This window comes from Thalassoglobus sp. (assembly GCF_048270125.1).
Classification (GTDB): Bacteria; Planctomycetota; Planctomycetia; order Planctomycetales; family Planctomycetaceae; genus Thalassoglobus.
Genome location: NZ_JBLWTN010000001.1, coordinates 64,265 through 84,871, shown reverse-complemented (window position 1 = coordinate 84,871; position 20,607 = coordinate 64,265). Strand labels below are relative to the sequence as shown.

Sequence of the window (20,607 nt, the reverse complement as noted above, 5' to 3'; positions counted from 1 at the left end):
TTACTGCAGTGAACGTGGTTTAATTAACAGCAGGAATTTCGAAGAGTTGAAATCGCATACGACACCCCAACAATCACGATCAGTGTGACCACTTTCCCAGCATCAAACGAACCAGACAGTCGCCCAGATTGTTCTTGAGATGTTGTTGCAGGTTCGTGATCAATGTAAGAGATTCCGTCAGTCTTACTGTGAATTTTCGCTTCCTCAGCTTGTGGGCGATGAACCATTTGTTCAGCGAGCGAGACAAGATTTAGAAACTCGATTCGATAACCATTTTCGTCTTGTCCGAGAGCAGATTGGGCCCAGTTGCGAACATCATCCCATCCGAGGTGCACAGCAAATTCCGAGTCTCGCAGAATCATTCCAAAGGTTGCCACTGCTGTCGCGAAGCGAAAATCTGCGCTGGCCTTTTCGAATCGACGTGTACTGTTTGCAACTGTGTGTGTGAACTCTTTCCCACGATGTTCGCTGGGGAGTTTATAACGCAATCGCACAGTCAACAGTTCGTCTCCATGCTCTTCAACAGGAATCTGCTTGGGGCGTTGATACCGTAATTCAGGAACCTCAGAATCTGGTCCGGAAACGCCAATGGGAACGACTTCATAAAGCGCGGTCACAGAGTGACCGGCTCCAATCTCTCCGGCATCCTTTTGGTCATCCCGAAAATCACGCGCAGCGAGAGTTCGGTTTTCGTATCCGATCAGGCGATAAGAAGCGACATGAGCAGGGTTAAACTCGACTTGGATTTTGACATCTTTGGCGATGGTCTCCAAAGTGCTCGACATTTGATCGATGAGCACCTTGCGAGCTTCTGAGTAGGAGTCGATATAGGCATAATGCCCGTTTCCATGGTCCGCAAGTTTTTCTGCGATGGCATCTTGATAATTGCCGGTTCCGAAGCCCAACACACTTAGAAAAACTCCCGACTTGGCTTCACGCGAAATCAATTTTACAAGCTCGCTTTCGTTCGTGATGCCAGCATTAAAATCGCCGTCCGAACAGAGTATCACACGGTTGGTGCCATATTTGACAAACTGCTGTCGCGCTACCTGGTAAGCAGTTTGTAGTCCAGCGGATCCATTCGTCGAACCTCCTGCATGAAGTCCGTCGATGGCTTGCGAGATGAGATGTTGTTGGTTAGCTGCAGTGGGTGAAAGGACAGTCTGCACTCCGCTGGCATAGGTCACAATGGCAACTCGATCACGTTCATTGAGTTCTTCCAGCAAGCGATGCAACGAACGTTTCACGAGTGGAAGTTTGTTTTCAGGTCGCATTGATCCGGAAACGTCGACAAGAAAAACAAGATTTGCTGCTTGCCGTTCCGCTTGTTCAACGACTTGTCCTTTCAGCCCGATGCGAACGAGTTGCCGTTGGTGATCCCAGGGGCAGTTCGCCACTTCGGTATTTACTGAAAATGGGCGACCATCTGTCGGGGGCTGATATTCATAAGAAAAATAATTGATTAACTCTTCAATCCGGACAGCGTTTGCTGGTGGCAACTGTCCACTTTCCAGAAACCGGCGAACGTTAGAATACGATGCTGTATCGACATCGACCGAAAAGGTGGAGAGCGGAGTCTGAACGACAGATTGAAATCCAGCCTCTGCAATCTCTGCATACTTCTCACCTGAAGTATCAACAGCAGGACGAGTGACCACTGGTTGCCGTACGACTGACAATTCACTGAGATGTTTCGACTCACTGCGTGGTGCCGGAGTCGGTTCTGTTGACGAATGAGATCGGTTATCAGCGAGGCTCTCTGCAACGTTGGAGCCATCTCCATCTGCATGCCCACTTGCGAATTGATCAACCGCGAAGTCCGTGACGTGGGGTTCCAGAGACTGATTATGGTTGAGTTGCGGGGAATCTGATTCGATCCCACATCCTACAAACAGGAACGGAAGAAGGACAAAAACAGAAGCCTGAATGCGCAGCGACATACCTTCATCTCCCAAACGGGTGATCGAGATCGATTGGTAAATACGACAGAATAGAGACGTAGAAATTCAGCAAGTCCGCAACACAGGCGATCGCCCGGCGCAGATTTTCATACTCCAGCGAAACTCATCATCAGCTCCGTTGGTCTCATTAAGATAGAGAGACTCACTGTCTGAATAATTCCCAGAAATTTGAGACTTTTTCGATTTCAATCGACAACAGTAGAGTGAATCGAAGGTTGTTATCCTCGCCCAACAAGCGGCATCCCGGTTGCCATGACAGTGATTGTGGGGACATTAGCTCCCAAGGGAAGCCCAGCCATGTAAACGATTGCATCGGCGATATGCTGGACATTGATGGTCGGTTCGCTGGCAATGGAACCGTCCGCTTGAGGGACCCCTTGAGACATTCTTTCGGTCATGTCCGTGGCTGCATTACCGATGTCGATTTGTCCACAGGCAATGTCAAACGGCCGACCATCGAGCGCGGTCGATTTCGTTAATCCGGTGATGGCGTGCTTCGTTGCAGTATATGGCGCGGAGAACGGTCTCGGGACGTAAGCAGAGACTGAACCATTATTAATGATTCTCCCCCCGCGAGGACTTTGTTTCTTCATAATCCGAAACGCTTGCTGAGTACACAAAAACGCTCCTGTCAGATTCACATCCACCACGGATTGCCAGTCTTCAAATGACAATTCCTCCATCGGAACGGCGGGAGCACCTTTTCCGGCATTGTTGAATAGAAGATCAAGTCGTCCAAATTCTGATTCAACTCGACCAAATAAATTCCGGACCTCATCAGGCTTGGTGATATCAGCAGTAATTGAAAGTGTACGCGAACTCGCGTCACCAGCGCGGCGTGCGGTCTCCTTCAGTGCCTCTGCACGGCGTCCGACCAAGACAACATGAAATCCGTTCCCGAGTAACCCCAAGGCGGCAGCACGGCCAATCCCTGATCCGGCACCAGTCACTACTGCAACCCGCTTCATTTCGACATTTCCCATTCTATTTCACTTCGATCACCAACATAGACAAGCACGCGAACCTAACTTGTGCAGGGACGAAAAGTCAATTCGCAGAAACATCGGACCAGATCGACTTCGATGATTGAACAGATCATTTTCTGGAGTTTTTCCAGAGGTGGCGCGGCTGTGAAGATCACTCCTGTTGTTTCAGAGACTGCTCGTCGACAGGCAGAACGTGCTGACCGATATCAGGTTTGATCAACTTAATTCATCCATGCAACTCATCCAAGAGCCCCGGAAACGTACCCCGGGAACGTGCCTCGATTTCTGCTTTTCATAGCTGCTTTTCATAGCTGCTTTTCATAGCTGAATTTCTCAGAGTGAACCAGTTGCCTCATGCGGCGCTTCGGGCTGCTGATTTTGGTTTGTTGAATCCTCGATTTGGCGAGCTCCGAGCCATTTTCCGAGAGGGCCGAATTGGCCTCGGTTCACCAAGATCAACCATGCGGGAACCAGAATTGGGCGGATCACGAAGGTGTCAAGAAGGATTCCGAATGCGAGTGCAAATCCGAGCTGGACCATGCCGAGTAAAGATCCAAACATCATGGTGGCAAAGGTTCCGGCCATGATCAGTCCACAGCTTGAAATGATGCTGCCTGTTCGAGTCAGAGCGGAGAGAATCCCGTCCACCGGAGCACGCCGCTTCTGATCTTCAGCGACACGAGACATCAACAAAATATTGTAGTCTTCCCCCATGGCGATGAGGAAAGTGAACAGATAAATCGGAACCTTCCAATCGATTTCGGTGACGTCCGAGGAGCTTTGCAACGAAAAGAAGAGGAACGTCACCCCGAGTGAAACAAAATAGCTGAACACAACAGTCGCAATCAGGTAAGCACAGACCGCAGGTTGCCGCAGCAGTGCGACGAGCATGAGATAAACCGAGATGGCAACAAGAAGGTGAATGAGCATCCTGTCGCGGTCCGTCGACGACTTGAGGTCACGGATCAAAGAGGTCGGTCCGAGTGAAAGAACCTCAGCAGAACTTCGCAGTGGTTCTGGAATGGAGGCTCTGACAAGTTCCTCGATTTCGCTGAGCTTTTGAAGAGAAATTCGCTCAAACGGATCGGTACTCAAGACAAAGTCCAACCGCATGACTTGACCGGCATGTTGCCCCCGAACACTCGTGTACGTCCGGTGAGAGAAAGTCCTGCGGGCGTTGGTTTCGGAGAACGAAGACGAGAGTGAATCGAGATATTCCTTTGCTCGCAATCCTTTCCCGAGAGGGTCCGTCTGGTTACGAACATCGGCGATGTGAAAATTCGCCTGATCCAATTCACCAATCGCCGTATTCAAATGATCGGTCATCTGTTGACTCAACCGTTCGGCGGTCCGAACATCTGACAGATTGTCTCCCTGAAATTGCCGCTCTAAATCTTCAAGATTAAATTGAACAAGGACCACGACCGGACCAGTGATCCCGGTCGGGAAGTGAGCTTGAATTGCTCGGGCCCCGTCGACGCTTGTCACATCGTCAGGAAGATCGGTAATTAATCCATAGCTCAAATCGCCCTGTTTGGAGAAACCGTAGATTGCAAACGGGAGCATGACGAAAATCGTGACGAGAAAAATTCGTCCCGGAAACTTCCTCAAGAAGCCAGCGGCGAAGTTCCAGAATTCATCGAGCCATCTTTGCTCACGAATTTTTTTCCAGACATTGGTCGATGGCAGCCACACGTCCTCTTGCTGGGGACGTTCTTTGCGAATGTCCGGCCAAAACGCCCAGTGTCGTAACAGCAACAGTAAAGCTGGGGCAAATGTGACAGCAAAGCAGACTGCAACCAGCAAACCAATGGCGATGGCGATACCGGCTTGGCGAAATTTTCCAAATTCCGCAAACGTCATCATCCCGATCCCGATGATACTCGTTCCGGCACTGGTCGCTAAAGCGGCGCCGATTTTGCGAATGGAACGGACGATCGCATCCGGATAAGACTGCCCCTCGATCAATTCTTCTTTATAACGTGCGATGAGAAACAGGCAGTAATCGACGCCTGCTCCATACACGACAACGGTGACATAAACTTCCAGCCCGTTAAACAGCCCAATCCACCCTAAATCCGCCAGGTGCGTTAACAGCGCCATGCTGAATTCAACCGCCAAACCGACCGTGATAATCGGGACCATCGCCAGTAGAGGTGCGCGGTAGAGAACGAGTAAAAGAACGACGATCAAAAATCGCGTTGCCATCTTCGTTCGTTCTGCACTCTCCCGTTCTGCTCGAAGCAGGTCACGACCGACCGTTGCCGATCCGCTCACAGCGATCGCCAATCCAACCGGTTTGGAACGCATCAATTCTGAAGAGGTTAATAGCTTCTCAACGCGATCAACCACCAGGCCGTTCTGACGATCCAGAAACTCCGTTTTGAGTTCGAGGACGACAAGCTCTGCACGATTGTCGAGGCTTTTCAAAAAGAAACCGATGCGATTGTCGTTCGGCGTTGTGATTTTACGAACAACACGTTGTGGCTCTGGGATCTTCGTCTCTGTTTGTGCGGAATCGACCGCATCACCGAAGGGTGTTGATTCACGTATTGATTCGAGACGCGGGACGAGCCGTTCGCTTAAGAAGTAGCGATCAGCATTCGAGAGCCCCTCCGGTCGATTCTCACGAAAGAGAACGACAACAATGTTACTTCCAAGTGGGTCACGCTGAACTGAAGTCCCAACATCGGTATTCGAGTCAAATCGCGTTCCATCAGTGGGAGGGAATGCATCTCGAAATAGTTGCTGCGCCCTTCGACTTGGTGAACTTTCCGGAAGAAACGCAAACTCTCCATCTTGCCACACGTCTAACGTCGCTGGAGCGGTCAAGATTGCGGAAAACGCAACGATGAGCCAAGCTCCTATTGTGAAGATTGGCGCGTAAGAGACATATTCTCCGATGCGACGATACATAAATCGAGTGATTTCTTACGACTCATTCCGTAAGATGAGTGTTCAGGGATGACACGACACGTGATGATACAATTCGCGGGTCGTTTTGTCCGCCTCTCACGCAGCTAGGAATTGTGTTAGATTCGACTCCGTCAGACCAGACAATTTCCACTAACACTGCGGACACGATAGACTCCTCATAGAGAACGTAACGGGGGCAGGTCCAAGGGTCAATGACCGGGAAGCGAGCAGCTCTCTGTGATTGATTGATCAACATCCGAACCCGGATAATTCCCCATCCCAATCCATACTATTCATAACAACTGAGAGTATTATGGCGTTAGCGCCTGAAAAAATTCGTGCCCTTCGTGAAGAAGGTGTTTTCGAGATTGTCTGGAACGAAAATCGAACGAGCCGTTATCCGTTCAAGTTCTTAAGATGCGAATGCCCTTGTGCTGCCTGCGTGAATGAATTCACGGGAGAGCGCACGCTCGATCCGGCCACGGTCCCTGAGGACATCGATCCTACTGAAGTCGGTTTCAGTGGGAATTATGCCCTGAAAATCAAATGGTCGGACGGGCACCATACCGGTCTGTATTCCTGGGATCATCTTGAACGATTGGCGAATCATCTTGAGAAAGTGAATACAGGACCAGGTGAATGACTGCGCCAGAATTGCCACTCATCGATGGCTTCGGCCGCTTGCATAACAACTTGCGGATCAGCGTGACTGATCGCTGCAACATTCGTTGTTTTTATTGTATGCCTGCGGACAACGTGCAGTTCATGCATCGGGACAAGTTACTCACCTTCGAAGAGATCGTCCGGTTCGTGCGATTAATGGTTCCGATGGGGATCAACAAGCTTCGCCTGACTGGTGGCGAGCCGCTTGTTCGCAAAAATCTGGCCGACCTTGTGGCGATGCTGTCAGAGATTCCCGGGATCAAAGATATCGGGATCACAACAAATGGAATTCTCCTCGCTGATCAGGCGCAAGATCTCTACAACGCTGGGCTGCGGCGATTGAATGTCAGTTTAGACGCGCTCGATCCTGTAAAGTTTCAGGAAATCACTCGGCGTGAAGGATACGAACAAGTCCTGGAAGGGATCGAAGTTGCCAAGCGGGTCGGCTTCGACCCAATCAAAATCAATGCCGTCTCAATCCGTGGAATCACCGAATCGGAAATTGTCCCGTTCGGAAAATTCGCCCGAGAATCTGGATGCGAGATTCGTTTCATCGAATACATGCCACTCGATGCTGATGCAGCCTGGGAACGTGAAAAAGTTCTCTTCTCCTCTGAGATCATCCAGACACTGTCAAAAGAAGTGATGCCGCTGGTTCCTGTGGGAAATCCCGATCCCCGCGCCCCTTCGACCGACTATCAGTTCGAAGATGGACAAGGCCGAGTCGGCTTTATTCCTTCAGTGAGTCAACCGTTTTGCGAACAGTGCAATCGTTTCCGTTTGACAGCTGACGGCAAAATTCGAAACTGTTTGTTTAGCCTTGAAGAGACAGACATCAAGCATCTCTTGCGAGGGGATGCCCTTGATGACGAGATCGTGACTGCCGTTCGAGAGAGCATTCAAGCGAAGTGGGCTGGACACCACATCAATGCCGCAGACTTCGTGCAGCCGAAACGCCCGATGCATTCCATCGGCGGTTAATTAGCTCAGCTTGAAGTTCGCCTCGGATGCCTCCGTCCACTCTCAGAGCTTCACAAGAAATATTTTCTTACATTTCTTGCATTGCACTTTTCTGCCGTCTGCGCTTCGTCGAACAGAGTATGTTGAGTTGCACTCCGGGCAGGTCAATTTGACAGAATCAGGAATTGGGTCAATGATCGGGACGTTCAGAGACGGAGTCGTTTTCGCCTGTGGTTTTGGAACCGATTCACGAGACTCATCCTCCTCTTGCGGCTGAACAAAGGCGTGCATGTCGATCTCGTCCATTGGAATTTGATCGATATGCTTGTTGACCCACTCCACCGCGTCCTGCTGATTTGCAGAATCGAGATGATACCTCTGAAATGCGAGCATCTCTCCGATACGGATGACGACTGATTGCAGCGAGGTCTCTGTGGTCCAATGCTCTTCAAGATAAATCGACTTGTCGTCGATGTTTGGATGAAACACCGGAGTGAGCATCGAAACTTCGGGCGGCGTGCCGGGATAGTTTTCGGGAAGAGCGATCTCAACGAGATGGTTCTTCTTGATCTTCACCTCTGTTCCCGATTTCACCAAGCTGCTGATACGGTACTCTATTTCGTATCGTTCTGGTGGTGAACCTTGGACCTGAACAATACGGACGCGTGGGTGCAGGCGAGCGTACTCCTCGATCTCCGCGTAATCTGAGGCCAATCGGTCCTGTCGAACTGTGCTCATAGCTTTCCTGTCTCGAATCTTCGCTCCATCGAGTCGCAGAGAAGAACTTGCGACTGAATATACAGGATACGCGAATTGGCAGCACAGACAAACTGCCAACAAGCTTGAATCGTGATGATTCTTCATTCAAGTCGGATTGTGTCGCTCTGTTGACTTCTGGAATCATCAACAGACCCTAATGCATCGAGGCGATTTTATGAGTTCTGTTTCGCGAAGACCGATTTCATCTTCGAGAGGCCAGTTTTCATCACTAATTCCGGGTCTTGTTTCCAATACTCTTTATTGAAGAGTTCCAGCGAAACGGCCCCAGAAAATCCAATCGAAGAGAGTAAACCGAGAATCTGATCCCACGGAGCCACACCATCACCGGGGTAGACACGATTGGAATCATTCATCTCCAGACGCGCTGGAGTGGCAGGATAGTCATTGAAGTGGAAGCAATGAACCGCGTTTCCGCTGAGCAAGCCTAAACCATCAAAGGACGAGCCTCCTCGGAAGATGTGATAGACATCAGGCAGAATACAGGCATCGGGGTGGCCACTCTCCACTGCGACGAATACGGCCTCTCCGAGACGAGATAAATTCTTGGATGGTCCCCAGATTTCGACCTGCGGCGTGACTCCAGTTTCGCGACCGACCTCCAGTATCGCATGATACCGTTCTGCCGCAGCGAACAGGTCCAGGTCAGGGGAGTCTTTGCCGTGCATGCCGACCGGGGGAGCTGCAATGTGTTTTCCACCGATTGCTTCAACGAGATCCATGTCCCGTTTCATTTGCTCGATCCCTTTGGCTCGCTCGGCATTGTCATTCACAATCCAGCGAGCGAAGCCAATCGCACTTTCAACACGCAAGCCGCTGTCGGCAAGCTTCTTCTTCAGATCAGGAAGAGATTTTCCGGATTCCTTGTACGCTTCCAGCTCTCGAATCCACGGCTCGATCCCGTCGTATCCGACTGCTCCAGCCAGTTCAACGATCCGTTCAATGGGGAGCTTCTTTTCGCGAATCGTACTTGTGTTAAGACAATATCGTATTGTCGACTTGTTCTCTTTGACCTCTGCTTGAGCGGAACCAGTCATCACACCAGCTCCGGAAACAATTCCTCCCACCGTTCCTGCCACAGTTGCAGCCAGTGCATCACGTCGATTGAGTTTCATCGGGAATCCTGTCCGGGTCTCTGTTTCGCAAGTACCGTGTCTCGCAAATACCATTCGTCAATTGAAAAAGCTGAAAGCCCCGAGATTGTAACTATCCCATCACCAAATTGCAGCGAGTTCAACGTATCCCAAACCGGCTTTCATTTGCTCATTGAACGAACTCTGTTGAAAATCAGTATCGATTCACGAGCGACACTCCCATCGAAGGCTAGACATGTTTTACGAGACGGTCTTCACCGTGCTATGATTTCATGACTTCTTTTTCCACTTGATGACTCTATCACCATTGTGATCATGAAATATTTCTACGCGTTCGCACTCCTTCTTCCCACAGCTCTTTTCGCCCAGGAAGAGAACACAAAGCCGAACATCCTCTGGATTTCAGCAGAGGACATCAGCGCCCACTTCGGATGCTATGGCGATCCGCATGCGATCACTCCAAATGTGGATCAACTGGCGAAGGAAGGAATGCGTTATACACACGCATTCACGACTGCCGGTGTCTGTGCCCCCTGCCGAAGTGGAATCATCACGGGGATGTATCAGACGACAATCGGAACTCAACACATGCGCTGCGTCGCGAAGTTGCCCGAAATGATTCAACCATTCCCGACCTACTTGCGACAGACCGGATACTATTGTTCAAACAACTCGAAGCAGGACTATCAGTTCAAAGCTCCTTCCGGAACATGGGACGCTTCGAACCGAAAGGCTCACTGGCGAAATCGAGAAGATAAGTCGAAGCCGTTCTTCTCAGTCTTTAACTTTACAGGCTGCCACGAAAGTGGGATCGCGTCGGAAGAGAAATACAGATCGGTAACGAAAGATCTCACACCGGATCAACGACAGAACGCCGACGAGCTGACAACGTTTCCTCCGTATTATCCAGACTCCCCTATCGCGAGAGAAGATTGGAAGCGAAACTATGAACTGATTACCGCCATGGATGCCTGGGCGGGGAATTTGATTCAACAATTAAAAGATGACGGCCTCTACGAGGAGACCATCATCTTTTTCTGGTCCGATCATGGTGTCGGATTACCGCGAGCGAAACGCTGGCTGTACGATTCTGGAACTCATATTCCTTTGGTCGTACGCATTCCAGAAAAGTACCGCACCGGAGATCAAGGCGAGCCGGGCATAGTGGTCGATCAGCTTGTCAGCTCAATCGACTTTGGACCAACGGTTCTCAATCTTGCTGGTGTCAAAATTCCTCAGCACGTTCAGGGAGAACCGTTTCTCGGGAAAGACCTTCCAGCACCGAGGAAATATGTCTTCGGAGCGCGAGACCGAATGGATGAACGCTACGACATCATTCGCATGGTTCGAAATCAACGGTATCAATACATTCGCAATTACGAACCGCTCAAAACGTTTTACCAGTACATGAACACGCCCGAAACCGGGGCGACAATGAAAGTCCTTCGGAAACGGCACGAAGCTGGCGAACTTCGGCCCGCAGCCAACTTTTACTTCTCGCCAACCAAACCTGTCGAAGAACTTTACGACTGCGAAACCGATCCGTACGAACTCAATAATCTTGCTGATCAACCTGAATATGCTGAAATCCTTAAAGAACTTCGTAACGCCCATTTGAATTGGGTGAAGGAAACAAGAGACCTCGGTCTGGTCGCTGAGCCGATTCTTGTCGAACGAGAAAAAGAGATCGGTCACCGTTACGGAATCCTGCGAGGAGAGAAGGCTGAGGCAGCTGCCGATCGACTTGCTGAAACAGCCGTGCTGGCCTCATCTGGTGAAAGTGCGACAAACGATTTAATCGCAGCTCTCGATGACGAAGACTCTGCCGTTCGATACTGGGGCGCGACAGGCTTGGGAAACATCGGAATGCCTGCAATTAAAGCGGATCAAAAACTAAAAGAGATCCTGCTCAACGATGATTCACCAATTGTTCAAATCGCAGCAGCAAGAGCATTATGCGGAATAAGCCAACCTGAGAAGGCGCTGCCGGTTCTTGTCGAACATCTTCGAAACGGAGAGCAATGGGAACGCCTCAACGCTGCTATCGTTCTCGATGAAATCGACGAGCAAGCGATCCCCGTCATCCCAGAAATGCACTTGGCTTTGAAGCCGCGATCTGACCTCTACGCCAACGGGAAGTATGTCGTTCGAGTCATCAACCGTGCGTTGAATCAACTTGAAGCAACCAATCGTCAAGTTCCGTAAACAGCATTTGGATCTGCACTCCACAAGGTGCAGAACAAGCTGCAGAGTCAAACTCTGTTACTCAAGCATTTGCCCCCGATCTTCCGGCGTAGGCATGCGGCACGTCTCTTTTTTCCCGAAAATTCGATAACGCAACTTGGCGACAATTCTGTACCCGAAATCCCGAATCGGTTTCGGGATCACCCAGAGTATTGTTCCTAAGATTGACCATGGGACCGGAAGTTTCCAGAAAATTCTGGTGATCGCTGACGAGCACCGCCAAGTCTTCTCCCCTTCCAGAAAAACAATCGAATTCAGATCGCGTTGATCTTGAGGAAGGAGACGCTGAGCAGTCTCTCCTTGTAAAGGTGCGAATTTTAAGACACGTTCTTTATCATGGTTGAGCAGAAAATTCACAGTCCCGTTGCAAAGACCGCAAACCCCATCAAAAAAGACAATACAAGTCCCTTCCGATTGGGAATCCACTCTCTCTGATCCGTTGAGATCACTGCCACCAGTCTGGATTTCGGTACTCATTTCAACCCTTATCGAGCATTATCAATGCATGCAGTCACTGCGAAGATCGCTTCCAGTACTTCATGAACAGCCCACCACGAGGCTGCCCCTGAAGATCAATATCGGATTCGCTTCAGGCGATTCACGACAACAACTGATCGCCAATCAACAATCCGTCCTGAAGACATTTCAGTAACACTTTCTCGCAGTCTGTCCCCGAAATCATCAGAATGAGATGGAGACCACACCCGAATAACCGTTATTATCGAAACACCTTCACTGGTGGATCTCTCAACTAATCGACAAATTACATTTTGCAACATGGTTTGTAACAGGTTATCGTGATTCACTAGGGGGAACAGACACCATTTGCCGATTTTAATATCGCGAGCACTACAGTTTGCACGCTAGTTTGCAAGTTGAATTCGGTTTTCGGAATTGTTGCAGCGAATCTGACCAGGGTGAATGTTCGAAAGTCATGAACGAACCGAAAGAGTCAACTTCGATCTCTTCTCAGAAGCTTCTGGAGCCAACAACTTCAGTGGCTGCATCGGCGATTCTACATCTCACACTGATCGCTACCCTGGCATTTGTGGCACTCCCGACACAAAACAAAGATTCGGTCAACACGATTGCTTCAAATTTCTCTCCGATCTCGACGGAAATTGATCCAATCCAGATCGAACAAGAAACATTCAACAACGACACCAGCAGTTCGTCCGGAGCGTCTCAGGCTCTGGATAAGAAATTTCTCTCGAACGTGACAAACGCCCCCATTGATGCGACTCCAGACGTCACTCAGGCAACGACGCTCGATCTGGCGAACATCGGTCAGGCAGCAGGGAACATGTCTGAGAATATCTCGTCGATGCTGAAAAGCTCTGAGGCGAACAGGGGCGGCCAAGGCGATGGGGGAGAAGGTTCAGGCCAGGGAAACGGAGACTTCTTCGGGCTGAATCTGAATGGCACCAGTGTCGTCTTTGTCGTGGATGCCTCGAGCAGCATGAATCATCCATTCTCAGAGCCGTACAAGACACGATTTGGCAGAGTGAAAGTGGAATTAGTTCGTACCATTGGACGTATGACTGAATCCGAAAAGTTCTTCATGATCTTCTTTCACGACATCGCGGTTCCGATGCCAGCACATCGGTTGGTCAGTGCCACGCCGGCGAATCAAAAAACGTATCTCACCTGGATGGCCCCTGGACAGGCTATTGGAAGTACGGAACCAGAAGCCGCATTGCACATGGCACTTAAGTTGCGTCCAGAAGTGATCTACTTCCTGACCGATGGACGGTTCCACTTCAGCGTTGTCAAAAGCGTTACAAAAGCGAATCGGGATCGCATTACGATTAACACGATCTGCTTCGGTGATGCTGAAGGCGAAAAGATGCTGAAACAACTCGCTGCCAGCAATGGCGGTGTCTACAAATATGTTCCTGATACGGTGACAGAACCTGACTCGGAATCGCAACCGTCGAAGATCTCGAAGCGGGCAGAACCTGATGTGATCGAAATTCCGAAGTGATGCGGTTTGCAATTGCGTGAACGATTCGAGAAGATTTCCAGTATCCCGCATTTTTTCATCTCATCACGCCGTCTCTTTATGCTGCATTTGAAACCGTTACTCCCCCTTGGTCGCGTCGTCCTCATTCTGTTCGCAATCGCCTCTTCCGGTAATTCTGAAGAGCGGGCTCTTCCTGCGAATGTTGTGCAACGTAGCGACTTCAACAACTCTCGAATCAGTTTTGAACGTGATCAAGTTGGACATGTCGCTTTTATTGGCGGATCGATCACCGAGATGAATGGGTATCGACCGATGGTGATGGAATACCTGATCCAGCGATTTCCTGATACAAAGTTCACCTTCACGGATGCCGGGATTTCGTCCACCTGTTCAACGGCCGGAGCATTTCGTTTACGGAATGACGTTCTGGTGCATGGAAAGGTCGATCTTCTTTTTATCGAATTCGCAGTCAACGACGATCAGGATGCAGCTCATTCTCTCGAACAAGCTCGTCGGGGAATGGAAGGCTTAATCCGCCACACACTTCAGCATTCCCCCATGGCTGAGATTGTTGTCACTTATTTTGTGAATCCGGAGATGCTGGAGAAACTTCAACGAGGCGAAACACCTGTTTCGATTCAAGCTCATGAATCTGTCGCTGAACATTACGGGGCGACGACAATCCACCTCGCTCAAGAAGTTGCAGACCGGATCGCCGAGAAAAAACTGACCTGGAAACAATATGGGGGTGTCCACCCTGCCCCATCTGGGAACGCCATCCCAACCAGCATGATCGCAAAGACACTTGAATCCGCCTGGGCAAATGAACTTCCAGCAAATGCGAAGCAGACAGCTGAAAAACTTCCAGAACCCCTCGATCCGCAAAGTTACACCAGTGGTGATTATGTCCCACGAAAAGATCTAAAGCTCGGGCCGGGGTGGAACATTCAAATCCCTGACTGGAAAACGATTGAAGGTTCCGTTCGTGGCCGTCATCAAAATCGTGAACTCATCACTTGCACAGTTCCGGGAAGCGAGCTGTCGTTTTCATTCACTGGAAGTGCCGTGGGCATCGAATGTGTTGCTGGCCCCGATGCAGGAACTCTGGAGTACAAAATCGACTCTGGTGATTGGCAGGAACTCAACCTTTCGCATCATTACAGCAAGGGGCTGCACTATCCTCGGACAGTCCTCTTTGATGATCAACTGGAAAATGTGAAACACTCGATCACCATTCGACTTTCTTCAAAAGAGTCGGATTATGGATTGAAGCCGGCTGTTCGCATTCTGAATTTTGTGGCCAACTGATTCCATGAAGACGGTCACTCTGCTTTTTGAAAAGCTTTCTGCCGCATCGTTGGGATGCTATGGCAGTGGTTTCCCCACGCCAGGGATTGACGAGTTCGCAACGACGTCAGACCTCTTTACGAGTTGTTTCGCTGATCGATCTTGCGAACAGCTCGATAAATGGATGAATTCAACAAACTTGACGCGGATCAATACTCTCGATGAATGGGAGAACTTGGACTTCGAACACCTGATCCTGAATAACGAAAGCCAATTTCAAGGGCTTCAGTTCGGTGGTGAAATTCAACCAGCTGAAGCAGATGGCATTGTTGCAAAGGTACTAGAAGCGTTGGTTTCTTGCGATTCGCCACCAGCAGTCGTTTTGACTGCAATTCAGGGGGGGAACTACCAGAACATGCAACCTGAAAACGAAACAACATCAGGCGAAACGTCTTCGGACGACACGAGCGCAAACGAGCCACCCACAAAAAAATCCTCAGCAGACGGCTACACTGTTGGCGAGATCGATGCACATGTGCCTCTCATCGTGAAATTACCGCAACAAGAGTTTTCCCGTCGGCGAATGGAATTGACCACCACTTCAAAACTCCCCGATCTCATTTCCAGTCTTCTTGAATCGCCTGAGCACTATTCAAGCTGGAGAGACCAACTCGTAACTGGTCAGATCCGATATACTTCGGAGCATGAACGGGCCGTTCGAACCGAACGCTGGTTGCTGATTCAATCACGTGAGGACAAGGCAGACGACCCTGATTCCATGTTTTTGTTCCGAAAACCCGAAGATGTGTGGGAAATACTGAATGTCGTTGACCAATACCCGCAGGTCATCGATAATTACATTGAGACTGGTCAACTCACATATCCCGAAGACTGACAATCAAGACTCTCCATTCACGTCTAAATCGGTCAACACTAAAAGCAAACATCTGCTATGCATCCCGTTCTGAAAATGAGTGATCGAATCAGCTGCCTCCCGGTCGTTCACGGCAGTGGGGACTTTGCGATTCAAGTCCGCGAAACGATGCTTGGAGAAGCGTTCGATTGTCTCGCGGTTCCGCTCCCGGAATCGTTTCAACACGACGTAGAACAGGGAGTCGCACACTTACCGAATATAACCATTGTCGTTCAGGACGAATCAACAGGCTTCAGTACTGAGTGGAGTCCAGAGGGGAACGATCAGGATGAGAAAAAAGCGAGCTATGTCCCGGTTGATCCATGCCAACCTGTCATTGCTGCCATTCGTCTCGCGATGCAGGAGCATCTCCCGCGTTTCTTTATTGACCTGGAAGTCGAATCTTTCGAAGTCCAAACCGATCTCTTCCCAGATCCTTACGCCTTAAAACGAGTCAAGCCCGAACAGTATGCGGCTGCCGTCCTGCCATTTTTGTCTCGACCGAAATCGCAACAACACCAGCAGCGTATCCAATGGATGGCTCGGCGACTTCGCGAACTCGAAACCCAGTTCAAGTCGGTTCTTTTTGTTTGCTCAATCATCGATTGGCCCTGGATTCGAGAAGCCTATCTCGCCAACGAACCGCTAGACCTCAAGCATGAACCGGTTTACGAAACCGATCTTTATCAGGTCGAACCGCAGACACTCATTTTTTTACTGGAAGAGCTCCCTTTCGTCACCAGTCTTTACGAAGAATCACGTTATTCTCTCGACGATGATGAAAATCTCTCCGTTGATGGCATTAAAGAATTAATTCTGACCGCTCGCGAAAAGTATAAGTCCGAACACCAGAAACGTGGACGAACCATTACTCCACATCTGATGCGGACCTACTTGAAGTACGTACGAAATTTAAGTCTTGTCGAACGTAGAATGACGCCCGATTTGTACACGCTCATCATCGCAGCGAAGCAGATGATGGGCGACTTGTTTGCAGTCTCTCTGGCAGAAGTGGCACGCGAATACCAGTTTGCCGAAAATTTGCCGTACGGCAAATTCAAAATGTCGATTGATCGTGGGCAACTTCCGGGCGGCGAGATTGCTGATATGAAATGTCGTCTCCCCGGACCTCCGACGAGTTGGCGCTCGTGTGATCTCAACACCAAGCCTCCCGAGATCGACAAACAAAAATGGGCGATGCGCTGGAATCCTTTCAACCACTGCAGTTGGCCTCCTGAAGATGTTGCCATCGAGCGATTTCGCACACACGTGAAAGATAAAGCACTTTCCATAATGGGCAACGATCTTGCCAGGGTGGAGAAGTTCACATCAAGCATTAAAGATGGCCTCGATATTCGAGAGACACTGCGAAACTGGCACACCGGAGAACTCTATGTCAAAGAGAACCCTCCCAGCCGCGGCAGCCTCGATTGCGTTTTAATGTTCTTCGACTCCCCCGCCGATCCTCGCGATTATCCGTTCCGGGTGACTTGGCATGCGGAACATCAAGACGAATCGACACTCGCATTCTTTGGCTCTCCCTTTGAAGACAATTTTGTCGGACCGGGTATTGCAATGTCGACATATGGCGGAGCGATGTTCCTGTTTCCTCCGCGCCCCGTTCCGGATGTCTGGAAAGATCGGCGTTTTGACGTCGTTGACACTCTTGAAGAGCGTCTGTTGATTGCGGCATGCCATCATTCCAAAGAGCGGCACATTGCCGTCCTCGCGAATGCTGCGCCCGGCGTTGCCTGGAGACGTCTTGCTAAGCGGTATGGAAAGAAACTTGTTCACGTTCCGCTCAACGGCTTCAGTGGAGAAACTGTTCAACAACTTCGGATGTTCCACATTTTGAACGGTCACGAAGTTCGCAGCTACGCGGACCATTTTATTCGAAAAGCGTGAGCACTCCCCTTCTTTGCAATGAAAAGCTCGATCGCACAATTACAAAATTGTCAGTAGAAAATTTCGTATCTGCTGCTGCGTTCCAGAGTCGATTCTTCCCCGGAACTTCAGGTGTACGCGACCTTTTGAGTCAGAGTTTCCAGTCACTCTCAACTTCCCTGTATAGTCGAGGTCCTGCTTGACGAACGTTTCGATTTGAGATCTCGCGCGCGAGCTGATTCCATACGAATCAACAAGAGTGGAACCTTCAATGACGAGACGAATTGCGGATTTTGGTCGTATCGCTGCTAAGACGAACCATCCAGCGAGGCCGAGAAAAACAATTCCCATCAGAACTTGCGTGTCACTCATCTCAGGAGTTTGTCTGAAAGTACGAAGCTGTCCAGAGTGAATTTACCTGATTCGACAAGTTATCGATATCGAACATGTCAGTTGAAACCAGAGTCTGACAGTTCAATACAAAGAAAACGAATTCGACACCGCACGAGCTCGTCGTAATTTCTGCCACTCTATTGAATTTTCTTCTCTCCGGTCCGTAACATCACTTTTGTAAGAGATCGACGGCTCATCAATTTCCTTTCATACTCAAAGTTTTCAAAAACCTTTGAACGAATCCTTTCTCTCGCACGTATTCACTGATAGGGCACATCTTCAACAGGTGATCACACATGAGTCTTGCTTCAACGGATATCGCGAAAGAGGAAATCCAGGCGTTCGCTACACGGGTCAAAGAGATCCGCGACCGACTCCACGAAACCGTTGTAGGTCAGGACGAAACGATAGACTTGCTGCTGACCTGTGCTTTAACAGGCTCGCATGCTTTGCTCGTCGGTGTTCCGGGGCTTGCCAAAACTCTGATGGTGAAAGCACTGGCAGCTGCGTTTCATTGGAAATTCTCGCGGATTCAATTTACTCCCGACTTGATGCCGTCGGATATTACTGGCTACGAACTTCTTGGTAAGTCTTCTGAAGATGGTTCGCCACAGCTGACTTTCCGCCCCGGGCCGGTCTTTTCCAATCTTGTGTTGGCCGACGAAATCAATCGCGCAGCTCCGAAAACTCAGTCAGCTTTGTTAGAAGCAATGGCTGAGCGACATGTCACCGTCGGAGGACAGACGCATCATCTTGAAGAGCCATTTGTTGTCGTGGCAACTCAAAACCCGATCGAACAAGAAGGAACCTATCCTCTTCCCGAAGCTCAACTCGATCGATTCATGATGGAGATTCGCATCGGCTATCCTAAACCGGAGCAGGAAAAAGAAATTGTCATGAAGACCTCAGGTGCGACCCCCGCACTACCCGCGGCAGCTTTTGATCGAGAAACGTTTCTCCAACTGAGGAATCTTGTCTGGTCCGTTCCGATACCTGAAAACGTTGCTGAGTTCGCCGTTCAACTTTGCGGTGCAACTCGGCCGGATGAACCGACAGCCAAGCAGTTTGCCAAAGACTATGTCGCCTGGGGAGCGGGACCACGCGGAGCACAAAGCCTCGTCACAGCCGCTAAGGCGGGGGCACTCCTAAAAGGCCGCACAGCTCCCACGGTAGCAGATATCCGCGATGTTGCTGTTCCAGTATTACGTCACCGTGTTGTTGTGAATCACCGCGCAATTGGAGACGGCGTGACGACCGAAACTGTGATTAAGAATCTCCTCAAAGAACTTGGGTGACAATCAAAGAGAGCCCCGATGACAACGCCAACGAACACAACCTGATTGACAACCGTTTGAGAACAGAAGGAAAACCACCCCGAAAACTTAAGGAACGATCACCATTCCCAATGTTTGAGAGAACAAATTCAGGTTTCAGGATCGGCTCTGAATCAACTCCAAGGTTGGTCTCTATGCTCTGCATCGTGGCAAGCAGTCGGTGAAGTCATGAAAGTGAATTCCACGAGCACAAAAGCATTAGAAATGCACTCAACGAAAATCAGACTGGGCAAAAGAGTTTCCATGGCAGCTGCAACAGATTCCAAATTTCTGGATTTACAAGCCTTAGCGGCGCTGGAGCAGCTACGTTTTACGACTCGTCACCGCATCGAAGGAGCCTACAGCGGGCGGCACGCTTCCCGTCAAAAAGGGGGATCGGGCGAGTTTGTCGACTATCGAGAATACAGTCCCGGAGAAGACCTTCGTCGCCTCGATTGGAAGGTGTATGCACGCACCGGGAAATCGTATGTCCGCTTGTTTCAGGACGAAACAAATCTGCTTTGCACGCTGGCGATCGATGCCAGTTCCTCGATGCTGTTCGGGGCGAAGAGTTCATCAAACCGAACAGGATCAAAGCTGGAATATGCCCAGTATCTCGCAACCGGGTTTTCGCATGTGATCTCACACGGACAGGATCAGGTTGGGCTCGCAGTTCTTGGCGATCAGCTAATTGAGTCCATCCCCTGCGGTGGAACAGTGACTCACATCAGGCATTGTCAGTCTACAATCGAGCAGATTGAAACATCTCCAACTCTGCAACTTGCGCCAGGTTTGCGACAACTCTTCGAACGAACCTCTTCGCGCGGAGTTCTTGCTTTAATGTCCGATTTCTTGATCGATGATCTCGACGATGTCTTTGCTGCCATTCGATTATTTCGCCACCGGCAATTTGAAGTCATCCTTCTACATCTGGTACATCCTGATGAAGAGCAACTCCCTGAAGGAAGCTCTTATCGCTTCGAAGGCCTCGAGGGTGAGGGACGAATTGACTGCTCGCCTGCGCACATTCGGGACGAATATGCCAGACAATTTTCGAATCACCTCTCGATGGTCCGATCTTACGCTTTGTCAGCGGGCTGTGACTATCGGCTTGTTTCAACTTCTCAATCCTATTTAAGTATCCTTAGTAGCTTTCTGGTTGAAAGGAGCGGATAAGGTGACAGCTCAAACTCGTCGTGGAGATTCCACTCCGCATCTCAAGCACAAGCTCATCATTATTTCAATCTCCTCAC

At 49.9% G+C, this 20,607-nt stretch carries 16 protein-coding genes; 9 read left to right on the top strand and 7 right to left on the bottom strand.

Annotation, left to right across the window (positions count from 1 at the left end; all coding sequences use genetic code 11):
- Positions 1–23: 23 nt before the first annotated feature.
- From ACN0YR_RS00285 to ACN0YR_RS00275, 3 genes are all read right to left on the bottom strand, one after another.
- Positions 24–1,940: a vWA domain-containing protein gene (locus ACN0YR_RS00285; protein WP_417847198.1), complete on the bottom strand. Its 1,917-nt coding sequence runs from the start codon at positions 1,938–1,940 to the stop codon at positions 24–26.
- Between the two features lie 239 nt (positions 1,941–2,179).
- On the bottom strand, positions 2,180–2,944 hold the full coding sequence (locus ACN0YR_RS00280) for an SDR family oxidoreductase (protein ID WP_417847197.1): 765 nt from the start codon (positions 2,942–2,944) through the stop codon (positions 2,180–2,182).
- 336 nt (positions 2,945–3,280) lie between these two features.
- Positions 3,281–5,863, bottom strand: coding sequence for an MMPL family transporter (locus ACN0YR_RS00275; protein WP_417847196.1), 2,583 nt, complete (start codon positions 5,861–5,863; stop codon positions 3,281–3,283).
- 313 nt (positions 5,864–6,176) lie between these two features.
- Between ACN0YR_RS00275 and ACN0YR_RS00270 the strand changes: the two genes are divergently transcribed.
- Both ACN0YR_RS00270 and moaA read left to right on the top strand, forming a co-directional pair.
- Positions 6,177–6,506 (top strand): DUF971 domain-containing protein, encoded by a 330-nt coding sequence (locus ACN0YR_RS00270; protein ID WP_417847195.1) that lies wholly within the window; start codon positions 6,177–6,179, stop codon positions 6,504–6,506.
- Positions 6,503–7,507, top strand: coding sequence for a GTP 3',8-cyclase MoaA (gene moaA / locus ACN0YR_RS00265; protein ID WP_417847194.1), 1,005 nt, complete (start codon positions 6,503–6,505; stop codon positions 7,505–7,507). Before ACN0YR_RS00270 ends, moaA begins: the two co-directional genes overlap by 4 nt.
- Before the next feature lie 42 nt (positions 7,508–7,549).
- Here moaA and ACN0YR_RS00260 read toward each other — a convergent pair whose 3' ends face one another.
- Positions 7,550–8,224: a ubiquitin-conjugating enzyme E2 gene (locus tag ACN0YR_RS00260; protein WP_417847193.1), complete on the bottom strand. Its 675-nt coding sequence runs from the start codon at positions 8,222–8,224 to the stop codon at positions 7,550–7,552.
- A 194-nt stretch (positions 8,225–8,418) separates the two neighbouring features.
- Positions 8,419–9,378: a TIM barrel protein gene (locus ACN0YR_RS00255; protein ID WP_417847192.1), complete on the bottom strand. Its 960-nt coding sequence runs from the start codon at positions 9,376–9,378 to the stop codon at positions 8,419–8,421.
- 294 nt (positions 9,379–9,672) lie between these two features.
- Between ACN0YR_RS00255 and ACN0YR_RS00250 the strand changes: the two genes are divergently transcribed.
- The gene (locus ACN0YR_RS00250; RefSeq protein WP_417847191.1) at positions 9,673–11,562 is read left to right on the top strand and encodes a sulfatase-like hydrolase/transferase; all 1,890 of its coding nucleotides are present in this window, start codon (positions 9,673–9,675) and stop codon (positions 11,560–11,562) included.
- A gap of 57 nt (positions 11,563–11,619) precedes the next feature.
- Here the strand turns inward: ACN0YR_RS00250 and ACN0YR_RS00245 are convergent, their stop codons facing one another.
- Positions 11,620–12,078, bottom strand: a complete 459-nt coding sequence (locus tag ACN0YR_RS00245) for a thiol-disulfide oxidoreductase DCC family protein (RefSeq protein WP_417847190.1) — start codon at positions 12,076–12,078, stop codon at positions 11,620–11,622.
- Between the two features lie 457 nt (positions 12,079–12,535).
- Here ACN0YR_RS00245 and ACN0YR_RS00240 point away from each other — a divergent pair, with 457 nt between their 5' ends.
- The 4 genes from ACN0YR_RS00240 (at position 12,536) to ACN0YR_RS00225 (ending at position 17,669) form a co-directional block, all read left to right on the top strand.
- Complete coding sequence (locus tag ACN0YR_RS00240) at positions 12,536–13,585, top strand: vWA domain-containing protein (protein ID WP_417847189.1); 1,050 nt, start codon at positions 12,536–12,538, stop codon at positions 13,583–13,585.
- A gap of 78 nt (positions 13,586–13,663) precedes the next feature.
- Complete coding sequence (locus tag ACN0YR_RS00235) at positions 13,664–14,872, top strand: SGNH/GDSL hydrolase family protein (RefSeq protein WP_417847188.1); 1,209 nt, start codon at positions 13,664–13,666, stop codon at positions 14,870–14,872.
- Between the two features lie 4 nt (positions 14,873–14,876).
- Positions 14,877–15,746, top strand: coding sequence for a hypothetical protein (locus ACN0YR_RS00230; protein WP_417847187.1), 870 nt, complete (start codon positions 14,877–14,879; stop codon positions 15,744–15,746).
- Positions 15,747–15,821: 75 nt separating this feature from the next.
- Positions 15,822–17,669, top strand: coding sequence for a hypothetical protein (locus tag ACN0YR_RS00225; protein WP_417847186.1), 1,848 nt, complete (start codon positions 15,822–15,824; stop codon positions 17,667–17,669).
- 39 nt (positions 17,670–17,708) lie between these two features.
- Here ACN0YR_RS00225 and ACN0YR_RS00220 read toward each other — a convergent pair whose 3' ends face one another.
- Positions 17,709–18,020, bottom strand: coding sequence for a hypothetical protein (locus ACN0YR_RS00220; RefSeq protein WP_417847185.1), 312 nt, complete (start codon positions 18,018–18,020; stop codon positions 17,709–17,711).
- Positions 18,021–18,337: 317 nt separating this feature from the next.
- On the opposite strand from ACN0YR_RS00220, the gene ACN0YR_RS00215 reads away from it, so the two are divergent.
- Together ACN0YR_RS00215 and ACN0YR_RS00210 are read left to right on the top strand one after the other, a co-directional pair.
- Positions 18,338–19,336 carry an AAA family ATPase gene (locus tag ACN0YR_RS00215; RefSeq protein ID WP_417847184.1) on the top strand — a complete coding sequence of 333 codons (999 nt, stop codon included), beginning with the start codon at positions 18,338–18,340 and terminating at the stop codon, positions 19,334–19,336.
- 282 nt (positions 19,337–19,618) lie between these two features.
- Complete coding sequence (locus tag ACN0YR_RS00210; RefSeq protein ID WP_417847183.1) at positions 19,619–20,530, top strand: DUF58 domain-containing protein; 912 nt, start codon at positions 19,619–19,621, stop codon at positions 20,528–20,530.
- Positions 20,531–20,607: the final 77 nt, after the last annotated feature.